Source organism: Ruminococcus sp. (assembly GCF_016283395.1).
Map to the genome: position 1 here is coordinate 137545 of NZ_JAEEMU010000036.1, position 13119 is coordinate 150663.

The 13119-nt window shown below is 46.4% G+C and carries 8 protein-coding genes; all 8 read left to right on the top strand.

Annotated features, from left to right (window positions below; genetic code table 11):
• Nucleotides 1-23: 23 nt before the first annotated feature.
• Nucleotides 24-1922: a glycoside hydrolase family 11 protein gene (locus QZZ41_RS05560; protein WP_295069306.1), complete on the top strand. Its 1899-nt coding sequence runs from the start codon at nt 24-26 to the stop codon at nt 1920-1922.
• Nucleotides 1923-2187: 265 nt separating this feature from the next.
• Nucleotides 2188-2646 carry a hypothetical protein gene (locus QZZ41_RS05565; protein WP_295069309.1) on the top strand — a complete coding sequence of 153 codons (459 nt, stop codon included), beginning with the start codon at nt 2188-2190 and terminating at the stop codon, nt 2644-2646.
• Nucleotides 2647-2650: 4 nt separating this feature from the next.
• Complete coding sequence (locus QZZ41_RS05570) at nt 2651-4576, top strand: M13 family metallopeptidase (protein ID WP_295069312.1); 1926 nt, start codon at nt 2651-2653, stop codon at nt 4574-4576.
• 1 nt (nt 4577) lies between these two features.
• Nucleotides 4578-6989 (top strand): ABC transporter permease, encoded by a 2412-nt coding sequence (locus QZZ41_RS05575; RefSeq protein ID WP_295069315.1) that lies wholly within the window; start codon nt 4578-4580, stop codon nt 6987-6989.
• 10 nt (nt 6990-6999) lie between these two features.
• Nucleotides 7000-7674, top strand: a complete 675-nt coding sequence (locus QZZ41_RS05580; RefSeq protein ID WP_295069318.1) for an ABC transporter ATP-binding protein — start codon at nt 7000-7002, stop codon at nt 7672-7674.
• Nucleotides 7675-7716: 42 nt separating this feature from the next.
• Nucleotides 7717-8427 (top strand): LytTR family DNA-binding domain-containing protein, encoded by a 711-nt coding sequence (locus QZZ41_RS05585; RefSeq protein ID WP_295069321.1) that lies wholly within the window; start codon nt 7717-7719, stop codon nt 8425-8427.
• 9 nt (nt 8428-8436) lie between these two features.
• On the top strand, nt 8437-9741 hold the full coding sequence (locus tag QZZ41_RS05590; protein WP_295069324.1) for a GHKL domain-containing protein: 1305 nt from the start codon (nt 8437-8439) through the stop codon (nt 9739-9741).
• Nucleotides 9742-10163: 422 nt separating this feature from the next.
• Entirely contained in the window at nt 10164-13085 is a 2922-nt protein-coding gene (locus tag QZZ41_RS05595; protein WP_295069327.1) for a carbohydrate-binding domain-containing protein, read from the top strand.
• Nucleotides 13086-13119: the final 34 nt, after the last annotated feature.

Sequence of the window (13119 nt, forward strand, 5' to 3'; positions counted from 1 at the left end):
TATTTTAGAAGGATGTGATCATTATGGATTTGACCAATATCAAAAAAATCGTCAGCATTATTGCTTCCGCGGTGTTTATCGCTGCATCTGTTCCGTTTTCGGTTTCTGCTGTTGACCAGCATCAAAGAGGCTGCATAGATGGATACAACTATGAAATGTGGAATCAGGATTCTATCGGTAAAGTTTCTATTGAGCCTGATTCTGCCTCATTTACTTGTTCGTGGGAAGATGTTGAAAATTGCTTGTTCGCTATGGGCAGAAACTATGACAACAAAAAGCAGAATTACAAGCAAATTCTGACATTTTACCGTTCATTAAGCTTTGAAGTGGAATATTGTCCAAAAGGCAATTCATTCATAGGTGTCTACGGCTGGACAAGAAATCCGCTTTTAGAGTATTATATCGTAGAAGGTTACGGAGACTGGGTGCTGCCGCCAAACCTTGAAGATCGCGGCACTTATATGATCGATAACAAGACTTATGATCTGTACAGGCAGATGATGTATAATCACCCCAGCCTTGACGGTACTGCTACATTCCCGAGATACTGGAGTGTACGCAACGGAAACAGATTAAACACAAATCATACCAACTACATTAAAGACTATGTCGATATAGAAAGACATTTTGAAACATGGGAAATGCTTGGAGTTGATATGTCAGGAACTCTTTATGAAGCTGATCTGTATATCGAAAATTACAGATCAAGCGGTTCTGCAAACGTTAAGGGTGTATGTATCTCCCCAATTTGTTCTACTCATGCATCGATACTCAGATATGGCAGTTACATGACAAATCCGCGATTAAGATTTGTGGACACCAATGGCTATTATTATATATATTCTTTTGACTCCGATAAAATACTTGATTGGGCACCTTATGACGAATGTATTCTGTCTGTATCCGAAAAAGGTTACAATGATGTATACGGTGATAACAGTATACTTGTATCAGATCGTATTGAAGAATGGGACGGAGTTGTTCTGCCTATCTCAAATAATTTCTTCTCAGGCGAATCACTCGGTTTCGGTGCATCAGTAATGCAGGACACAGAAGAAGCGGTGGATTTTGTACTGACAGTAATGTACGAAGATGAGGAAGGTATACCGCAGTTTGATGAAGCAGCCGTTGTTACTGCCAAAAAGGGTGAATGGACCGATCTTTCCACCACATCATATACCATTCCCGAGAATGCAAATAATACAACAATACGTATTGAAACAAAGAAAAGCAATACGGATTTTTATATTGACAACGCTTATGTATCAGAAGCGGGAGTTCCCTCCTATATGAATAAACTGACCGAAGAAAAAGAAACTGAAGGCCAAAAAGGTGATATAAACTCAGACGGTATCGTTGACGTATTCGACATTTTACCTTTAAGAAGGATCATTCTTGATGTTTTTGAAGGCGAAGAGTATTATCGTTTTAACGCAGATGTTAACTGTGACGGGATAGTTAATATTTCAGATCTTGTATGTCTGCAAAGGTTTATTCTCGGCATTGAGAGATCTGTCGTTGCTGAAACAACAACAACTACTACTTTGACTACTACCTCATCAACTTATACCACTTCTGCTGCAACAACTACTACTGAGAATTCAACAGCAAGCTATAAAAATATCACTCAGGAAGAAGCAAAGGAAATGATGCAGGTTGATGACGGTCATATCATTGTAGATGTGCGGCGGCAGGACGAGTATGACAGCGGTCATATACCCCATGCGATACTTATACCGAATGAGTCTATAGATACAGAGCAGCCTGAAGAGCTGCCCGACCTTGATCAGGTGATTCTTGTATACTGCCGAAGCGGTCGACGCAGCAAAGAAGCAGCTCAGAAACTTGCTGATATGGGCTATACGAATATCTATGAATTCGGTGGAATAATCGACTGGACAGGTGAAGTAGTCACAAGTTGATGAAAGTAAGTGTTATGCTGTTCCGTAACAAATCAGACGCAGCAACAGGCGGCGTAAATAGACTTGTCTATTTCGGACTGTAGGTTTTACAATAAGAATGAAAAGGATATGTCCTCTGCGTTTTGAGGGCATATTTTTTTACGCATTAAACGCCGGAAACAAAGAGATTTGTCATTTCACCACAAAAAGAGCATATTTCACCACATTATTTACCATGCTCATTTTTTCTGTGTTATAATCAGAAAAAATGAAAGGACCGGTATCTATGAAAAAATTTCTCATTGCATTTATTATTTTGGCTGTTGTGGGCGGCGTGACTTGGTTCTTCCTGCTTCGTCCCGAAACTATCTCACAGGAAACTCTGACGCAGGACTTTGAAGAGCACCGTCAGGCTTACGAGGACATTGCGTACTACCTCACAAAAAAGGACATAACAACTGAGATCAAGGATATCCCCATGGCAGGAAAACAGTATGACGGTGTCGTGTATGAGGATACTGATGAGTACCGTGCATTTATGGAAGCCATTTATGTAATCATGGAGGAAGATCACGATGCGATAATCTCTGACGGGAAAAATGTGGAGTTCGTGTATCATAGTACGGGCGGCAGGTTCAGAAAGCTGTACGGCTCGGTGATCTATAACGGTGAGAATCAGGTCAAAGGAAAGGTCACTGTACCGCTGACGACCAACGGCTGGCATTTGTATATCGCACAGGGGTGATACTATGCGCAGATGTGTTTCCGCAATGCTGGCGGCGGAGCTGTTGTTGACGGGCTGTTCTTCCAGGATAGTGCAGAATGAACCCAAGCCCATTGACAACACTGTCTATACTCGTGAAAGCGCAGGGATACGTTTGCAGGACGATTTTTACGGTTATATGAATTTCGATTTACTGTACGGCAGCGATATACCTGCAGATATGAACGAATTGAGCGCGGGGCAGCTTGTGAACAAACAGGTCGAAGATATCCTCTCAGATGAAATACTGACGATAGCCAATGGTAAAGGCTATAGTATCGGCAGCGATGAACAGAAAATACACGACATGTATGAGCAGTATCTTGATGACGAAGCAAGAGACAATGTCGGATTTGCACCGCTTGAAGAGGGCTTTGCGGCGATAGAAAGCTCTCAGACAACGTACGAATTTGTCCGTGCCTGCGGTATGCTTTACACCGAATATGGAGTAGCTGCGCTGCCTGCGGTGTATGTGTCCCAGGATCATTTCGACAGCAGCAGATACAGCGTTGTGCTCAGACAAATGGAGCTTTTCTATACGACCGATGAGCTTCTTAACGGCAGGGACAGCGCAGAGGAATTGCAGCGGCAGATGACAGAGCTTCTTGAAGCTCTCGGAACAGATAACGCCGATGCTCTCGCTTACGATACGGTCACGATGCTGCTGGATATTGCCGAAAGCACCGCCGATACAAGCAATATGACAATTGAGGAAATGCACAATATCCGTAAGCCCGATGAGCTTGATTCTCTGCTCGCGTCTTATATCGAAACGCTCGGACTGGACGGACGTGATGTGATCGTGTACGACACCGAACAGCTCGATAAAATATGCTCTTTGCTGATCGCTGAAAATCTCCCTCAGTGGAAAGCACTTGCGGAATGTGTGCTGATATACGGATACAAGGACTATCTTCCGCCGAAAATCTCAAAGTCTCTGAACTCGGACATAATCTCCGATGAGGAAAAGGTTCTGAATGCTGTGAAAAAGCTGCTTTCGGACGAGGTAGGAAATATATATGCGAAAAAATATCTTGATGAAAAAATACTTTCTGCTGTAAAGCAGATGACTGAGGATATCATCGCGGCATACAAAAAAGTCATCGAAACATCGGAGCTGTTGTCCGAAAGTGAACGTGCGGAATGCCTTGCGAAGATAGACCATATGACAGTAAATATCGGCTGTCCCGATGAGAAATATCACAGCAGCTCTGAGGTCTCGGGCAGTCTGCTTGAAAGCGTTATAAGTATCAAAAGTGGGGCAGTAAAAGACAACTTTTCAAAGCTTGATAAAAGTCCTCAGCCGACAGACTGGTATATGCCGCCGCAGACAGTCAATGCAGTCTGTCGTCAGCAGAGCAACAGTATCACAATTCCAATGGCTATGTTCAATGTGCCGTATTTTGACATTAACGCGGACTATTTCACAAATCTGGGCGGACTCGGTTCTGTCATAGCGCATGAGATAGGTCACGATTTCGATGCGGATGGTATCCTTTACGATGAGTACGGAAATTACCGTCCCGAACGTATCGGCAGTGACCGCGCTAAGCTATTGTCAGATGAAGTTGCGGAGTATTTCGGCAGCAGGCAGATCATGGGAACATTCTATATCGACGGCGAACGCACAAAGACGGAAAACGTCGCTGATCTCGGCGGTATGCAGGTGATAGCCTCAATGACCGACAATAAGGACGAGCTGAAACGTATCTTCGGGAGCTATGCGAATATCTGGGCAACCCTCAGCTTTGATACCGATACAGCGGAGCATATCGCAGATGATGTTCACAGCCCTGCGGAGATACGTGCGAACGGGGTGCTGTCGAGTGTGGACAAATTCTATGAAGCTTACGGTATTACAGAAACGGACGGTATGTATGTGCCGCCCGAAAAACGTGTAAGGGTGTGGTGATATGCGCTTTATATTGAAAATGATACTCCGCAATATCACAGTAAAGCCCCTGCGGACAGCTGTCATCGTGCTGTGTCTTGCGGCAGTGTCGCTGACTTTTTCGCTATGCCTGACCATCAGTGTTTCTTCAAAGATGGCTGTTGAGGAACAGGTGCGCAGCGGAAACGGCAGAGCTGACATTGTACTTAACAGCAGCAAGGGCTTTATGGAACTGCCTGTTCTTCCCGATGAATGTGACAGCCTGCCTGTTCTGCTTGCAAGCTCGTATTTTCAGATACACGATATCAAAAATTACAAATATGTTCAGAAGAAAAACATCATAGTCCTCGGGATTGATACTGCCAAGGCAAAGGACTTCGGTATGCTTCCCGAGTGTACCGCACCGAAAGACGGTGAAGCAGTCATCAGCTATTCGGTGGCACAGCGATACGGCTATGAGGTTGGAGATACGATGACACTGCCCTGTGCAGACAAAACAGAAGTTACTCTCACGGTCTCGGAGATCGTGCTGAACAAGGGCTTGCTTTCAATTATGCCGCAGACGGTGATAGTTACGGAGGACACAGCAAGAAGCTTTCTGTCCGAACCCGAATTAAAAGCGACAATGCTCTACATAGACGCTCCCGACGGCATGACCTCTGAAATTGCAGATCAGCTGTCGGAAATGTACCCCGAACTTACCGTTCAGCAGCTCACGGGAACAGCCGAAACTGAAGATATGATCGAAAGTCTGACAAGAACATTTTTCATTCTTTTCATCGTGACATTTCTTATGATACTGTTCATCATCACGGCTTTTTCAAAGAATATCGCTGCCGAAAGGCTGTCCGTCATCGGAACGCTCAGAAGTATAGGCGCAGAGAAAAAGACCGCGGCGTTCACGCTTCTTGCGGAATGTGCAGTGTATGGACTGCTTGGCGGAATTCTTGGAACAGTGCTGTTTTACGCAATCAAGGATATGCTTGTCGGGAATACGATACCCTCTGTGAACGGCTTGGGCGGCAGCGTTTCCGTGCCTTATTACATACCGCTGACGGGACTCCTGCTCTCGGCGGCGATTAGCTGTACAGTCTCGCTTTCAACTGTTATAAATACATCAAAAACGCCCATAAGGGACATCATTTTCGGCGGTAAGGACAGCGTATACCGCCCCAAAAATGCTACGGCAGTTATAGGCGTGGCACTTTTCGTTTGCGCACTTATACTGTACTTTTCGCAGACAGGGTCTATCTCTTTTATCGTTGGACTTGCGGCGTTTGTGATCGGTCTGTGCCTTATTGTTCCGAAGCTGCTGTCCGCAGTATCGGCGATCACGGCATTGCACACGGACGGCGGCATTCTGCCCGTATTAAGGCTTGCTGTTATTCAGTCGGGAACGAAAAAGACAGCCGTCACGGGCACAGTCATCTGCGTGGCGACTATGCTGCTTACCTCGTCCTTGTATATACTCTCGTGCTCGGTGGAAAAGCTGTATTCGGTGAGAAATTACGGCTGCGATGCTATCGTGACCGATCTTTCCGAACGTGCAGAGCGTTATGATATCATCACCGCCGACAGCAGGGAATTTATCTATAACACCGAAGAAACGGCACAGATAAACGGTAAAACCGTGACGATAAACCTATTCGGATATGAGGGCTTCGAGATGTTTTCGGGACTTTGTGATCTGCCCGATAAACTTGCCGAAAACGAGATAGCATTTGACAGGCTTATGATGAAGCGGCTCGGCATCAATGTGGGGGATAGTGTTACACTCACGCTGAAAAGCAATACCCTTCGTCCCGTAACGCTTACCTTGACGGCAGTATCAGGCATCGACAGCATTTATTTCGATCAGCGGTGCAATGCGGCGGTCGTAAGCCTTGAAACCTACATAAACGTCTACCATGATTACCCGTCAACTCTGCTTGTAAAGGGGGATACCGAGCTTATGCGCAGGCAGCTTATCGACAACAGCGCGGAATTCCAGCTGACGGAGGAATACTATGCATCATCTGATGAGGAGTCAAAAAGCGTTACGGGACTGCTGAAAGTGCTTGCGGTCATGGGCGTACTGCTTGCGGTGATATCAGTTTCGAGCGAGCAAATGATAGGTTTCACGCAGCGCAAACATGAACTTGCGGTGCTGCGTTCTCAGGGAATGAGCATCGGGCAGCTCTCAAAAATGCTGCTCATAGAAACTATACTGACAGTGATCGTCCCGATATTGCTCTTCGTGACCGCAGGACAGGCTGTGATGCTGTTCATCACGAAAACGCTGGGCAGCCTTGATATGAATATACCGATAAGCTATAAGATAACAGGGCTTGTCGGATTTATCGCAGTCATGTCGGCAGCAGTCGTTTTGACCGTACTGATACCGATCAATTCACTCAAAAAAATGAACGTTGCCGCCGAGCTGAAACAGGAATAGGGGGAGCAGAATGGAAAATATCATCAAAATAAAAGCGATATGCAAGAGCTTCGGTGAGAAAGACAGCTGCACACAGGTACTGAACAAAGTGTCACTGACAGTCGGCAAGGGCGAGTTTATCTCGCTTATGGGCGCATCAGGCAGCGGAAAATCCACGCTCCTGTATCTCATTGGCGGACTTGATACCCCCGACAGCGGAGAGATATTTCTTGACGGCAGAGACATTTCCAAAATGCGCGACAAGGAGCTTTCAAAGCTGCGGCGTGAGGGAATGGGCTTTGTGTTTCAGTTTTTCAATCTGGTGCAAAATCTCACAGTTGAGGACAATATCCTGCTGCCCCTTATCATGGACGGCAAAAGCCCGAAAAAATACCGTGACAGGCTGGACAGTATCCTTGAAACGGTTGGACTTTCGGATAAGCGGCGCAGCTACCCGAACCAGCTTTCGGGCGGTCAGCAGCAGCGGTGCGCTATTGCAAGAGCAGTGATCTATGAGCCGAAAATACTCCTTGCCGACGAACCTACAGGAAACCTCGACAGCAAAAGCGGCACGGAAATTATGGAACTGTTCAGCCGTATCAACAAAGAAAAGGAGATAACGATACTTATGGTAACACATTCGGCGGAATGTGCGGCGTACTCCGACAGGATAATAACACTGTCAGACGGAAAGATACTGCCTTGAAAACAGGCGGCGGATGTGTTATACTGAAATAGGGTGATAATTATGCGAATAGCCGTCTGCGACGATGAGAAATACTTCCGTGATACGATCTTTGAGGAGATAAATGCTTTTTATCAAAGTCTTGATGTGCTGTGTCTGCCCTTTGCAAGCGGTGCGGAGCTGATCGCAGCTTTTGAAAAGGGGCAGCGGTTCGATGCTGTATTTCTTGACATAGAAATGCCGCCACCTGACGGTATGGAAACGGCAAGGCGGCTGCATGAGTTTTCAGCCGAACTGCCTGTGATATTCCTTACGAGCCATACTGAGCTTGCTATGGACGGCTACGAGGTGGGAGCTTTCAGATTTTTGCAAAAGCCCGTTGTCAGTGAAAAGCTGACACAGGCACTCAAAGATATCGGGCAGCTCTGCGACAGAAAAAAGACTGTCTGTATCAAGGAAAACGGCGAGGAGCATTATATTTCTCCCGATGATATCATATACGCCGAGGCTGACAATAATTCGGTGCGGTTCATCACGGCGGAGCGTGAATATCAAATGAGAATGAAGATAACCGAAGCACTCACTATGCTTGATACGGCTTCCGACAGCTTTTGCAGGGTACACCGCTCGGTCATCGTAAACCTCGCACACATCATCAGCCGCAGCGACAGAGAGGTAAGGCTTGACAACGGTATCGTTCTGCCTGTAAGCAAAAGCTACGGTGACGAACTGAAAAAACGGCTGATGGATCACATAAGGCTGAACGAAAGGTAGGTGGTGCTGATGAAAACGATTGCACATTCTTCAATTATACTGCTCGGACTGATATACGGAACGGCGTTCAGCTTCTGCACAGTCGTCACGCTGGGCGACCTGTTTTACAGAAAAGTCAAACGTGTGATATTGTTTCCGATAATTGCAGGAGTGATCTTCGGCATTGCGGAATTTTTGCAGAACTCTTTTTTAGGCGGTATCAATATACTGCCGCTGTACCTGCTGCATACGGTCGCAGCCGTTTTTCTTCTTGCTGACAAGAATAAAGAAAGTATTATTTCGCTTATCTGTGCGGAGCTGTTTTCGGGCTGTATGATAAATAGTTTACAGACGGCGGTGTTTTCGGTCACAAACGGTGCAGAGAGATCATTTATCCAGGTGACTTTGCTTTATCTGACAGGCTATCTTGCAGCTGCTCTGTTCGTATTTCTTTTGAAAAGACTTGTCCGCAGCGAGGACAGAGAACCTCTCGGACTACTGCAAATTTTATTGTTGACGGGTATTTCCTGCGCTGTCACACCGCTTGTGAGCAGAAGCTTTACCATGTCCGACTACGTTCCCGATGTTTCTCCCGAAGCGGCAATACCCTCGGTGCTTATGCTGATGTCAGTAAGCGTACTTCTCCTGCTCTCGGTAAAAGCAGAACAGGCAAAGCGTTTCCGTGAGATGAATGAACTGAACGAAAAATATATGGATGTACAGGCGAAACATTTCGAGCAAAGCAGAGCTGCCGATACCGAAATGAGAATGTTGCGTCACGATATGAAAAATCATATCACGGTGATGAACGGACTTTTTGATTCGGGCAAAACCGATGAACTGAGCGAATATCTCAAGGCGCTCGGTGATACATTTGCAGATGCGCAGTCTGTCAATATCACGGGAAACGAGATCGCCGATGCAATCATTTACGAGAAAAAGAAATATGCCGAAATGAAAGGCGCAAGTCTTGTGACCGAAGGCAGTCTGAAAGGGCTTGAGATCAGCGCAGTTACGCTTTGTACAGTCCTGTCAAATCTGCTTGATAATGCCATCGAAGCTGCTGTGCAGACCGATTCCGAGCGTATTGTAACACTTTCAGCGAAGAAATCAGGCAGCTTTTACTACATTCGTATCACAAACCCGACTGCAAATTATGTTGATATATCATCGGATATCCCCACAAGCAAACCCGACAGCGGCGGACATGGTCTGGGGCTGAAAAGCGTCAGAAAAGAGACTGAAAAGTGCGGCGGAACTCTGGAGCTGTCCTGTAAAGAAACGACCTCGGGATATTTCTTTACGGCAGAGGTCATACTGCCTGCGAAACAATAACGATTGCGGAATATATATCACTTTACCGCAGCCTATTGGAGCACCGATGAGCCGCCCGTAAAATCCAAATCAGCATTATGACATATCTCATTAACGGCACACATTGCTCCTGCAAGCACTCTCTTTTCCAAGAGGGTGCTTTTTTGTTTCAAAATCAAGCCTTTTAGAGCTTTTTTTACCACCCGTTCAAGTTGGCTTTGATCAGGAAAAAATACATATCTATCCCATGTAACCAATATCTTCTCTGTGGTTGTAATATATCTAATCAAATTATCACTGCACAAGTTTAAAAATTGCACTTTTTATACATACTGTTTCGCTATTTTAAGCCTTTTGTGTATAAAGTTTAAGACTATTTTAAGATTGGCAGTTTATTATGTAAATACATTTATTGTTTTTTTGTTTTTAGGAGGATGAAAAAAATGAAAAAGAAAAACGTTCTTGCAGGCATATTATCTGCCTGCATTGTCGGCTCGGCATCAGTCCTGACTCTCACAGGCTCAGCTGCCGACAAGGTGTACGGCGATGCCAACTTAGACGGCTCGGTTGATATGTCTGACTGCGTTCTTATAATGCAGTCTCTGGCTAACCCCTCAAAGTTCGGCACTACAGGTACAGATGAAAAGCACCTTACCCTTGATGGTGCAGACCTTGGCGACGTTGCGGACCGCGGCAACGGTATCACCGCAAATGACGCCCTCTCTATCCAGCGTTACCTTCTCGGCACTATAAAGAGCCTGCCCGAGAGCTTCGCAGAAGGAGGCAATGGCGACAGTTCCTCAAATGACGAGGCAAGCACCAAGATCCACCTCAAGGATAATGCTATCACTGTTGAAGGACAGTACGCTGTAGCAGACGGCTCGAAGGTAACTATCTCTCATTCGGGAAGCTATACTATCGACGGAACTCTCTCTGACGGTCAGATCTATGTTGAAGTTCCTGATACTAAGGCTGATAAGGATACGGTCAAGCTCATATTCAGCGGAGTCAATATCACAGGCAAGAACGCTCCTGCCGTATACATAAAGAATGCGGACAAGACCTCTATCACGATCGCTGACGGCACCGAGAATACTCTCTCTGACGGTACTGCTGCATATACGGGCGATAATGAGAAATCCGCAGTTCTCGAAGCTAAGGACGATCTTACAATAAAGGGCGGAGACAAGGGCACAGGAACACTTACCATAACCGCTAACATTCAGCCTGCTATCGAATGTAACAACGATATAAAGTTCACAGGCGGTATCACAAACATTGATACTCTCAACGAAACAGAGCCAAACGATGCGGTAAAGGGCAAGTCCTCAGTTACAGTCAAGGGCGGCAAGCTTTATATCGACTCCAAGGGCGACGGTATCAAATCAACAAAGGGAAATGTTGATCTTGCAGGCGGCGAGGTTGTAATCAAGTGCGGAAGCGACGCTGTACAGGCTGAGACAGCTATCAACATCAGCGGCGGTGATATTTCTGCCTTCGGTGATAAGGGACTTACAAGTGCAGGCACTATCAGCATCACAGGCGGCGAGCTTCTTGCAACAGCTACAGACTGCCAGTGCGAGAACCTCACGTCAACAGAGCAGAATACTCTTATGTTCGACTTTGTCAAGGAGTGGTCAAAGAACAATCCTGTTACTATAACAGATTCCTCCAATAAGGAGCTCTTTGACAGGAATACGGGCAAGAAGTTCAGATATGCAATAGTTTCATCATCAAAGATCGGCAGTGACGAGTATAAGCTCTTCACAGGCGGAATAAAGATGAAGCACAGCACAGGCAGCACCTTCAAGGCAGGCAAGCCTGCTTCATACAAGGAAGTAAATAACGATATGGAGAACGAGGAGCAGCTCTACAGCGAGCTCTTCAGCCAGAAAAAGATACACAAGATCGACGTCAAAATGGACGAAGCAAAGTGGGAAGAGCTTCTCAAAAACGCAAGCAAGGAGGAGTGGAACCCCTGTGACGTTATTATCGACGGCGAGGAATACAAGAATGTTGGTATCAGAACAAAGGGCAACAGCTCGCTTATGATGGCTCAGAACGGCAAATACAGCTTCCGTATCAAGATGGACAAGTACGATAAGGAGACAAACTACCACGGTCTGACCGAGCTTTGCATGAACAATATGCTCATGGACGCTTCCTGCCTCAGAGATATAATCTGTTACAATGCAATGTATGAGATAGGCGGTGTTGCTCCTCATGCTGCACATACAGATATGTACCTCAACGGTGAGCTTTACAGCTTCTATCTGCTGGCTGAGCAGCCCGGTACTACAGTTGCAGAGCGTTATGCTGTAGATGATGATTCTGTACTCTACAAGGCTACAGAAAGAGCAGGCAACGGCGGCGGCTGGGGCTTCGGCGGCGACAGCTACTGCTCATTCACAGAGAATATGACTCCTGACAGATTTGACGTTAAATTCGGACAGGACGATGAGTACAAGCACATCGTTGATATACAGAAAGCCATCAACAAGCTCACTCCTACCGACTACAAGTTCATTGAAGATGTTATCGACGTACCGAGCTTCCTCAAGGGCTTTGCAGTAAACTCTATCTTCTGCAACTACGACAGCTATAACGGCTCTCTTGCACATAACTACTATCTTATGTACTCAGGCGGAAAGGCATATTTCGTAGGCTGGGACTACAACCTCTGCCTCGGCAACTTCACAGGCGGCGCAAGCTCAGTAACATCTGATATCACAACAAGTCTTTATCAGTCAACTGTTGAAGACCGTCCGCTGGCAAAGCTTCTTCAGGTACCCGAATACTATGATATGTATGTGGACATAGTAAACGAAATTTTGGATTACTACAGCGATCCAGAGTCATATGTTGCTGATTATGCAAAGAAGATACGCTCACACGTAGAGGCTGATCCCCGTGCGTCATTTACACTTGATGAGTTTGATGTCAACACCTCAAAGAGTGCCGAGGGTCTCCAGTACAGCGAAGAAGATACAGGCATGGGCTGGGGCAACTGGAACGGCAACGGCGAAGGCGGCGGCTGGCAGGGCTTCGGCGGCGGTGATGCCAACGGAGGAAACGGCGGCTGGCAGGGCTTCGGCGGCGGTGACGCTAACGGAGAAAACGGCGGCTGGCAAGGCTTTGGCGGCGATGCTAACGGAGGAAACGGCGGTTGGCCAGGCTTCGGCGATGCAAGCTTCGACTGGGCTAACGTAGATTGGAGCAACATGGACTGGGGCGACATGGACTTCGGTGATATGGACTGGGGCAACATGGACTTCGGCGGCGGAATGTTCGGCGGCGGTCAGACCTCAGTTGTTGACTTCCTTATCAAGAGATTTGAGATAATACGCGAAGCACTCAAAAAATGATCGGCATATTGCTGTAAAGCGATAATACCGAAAA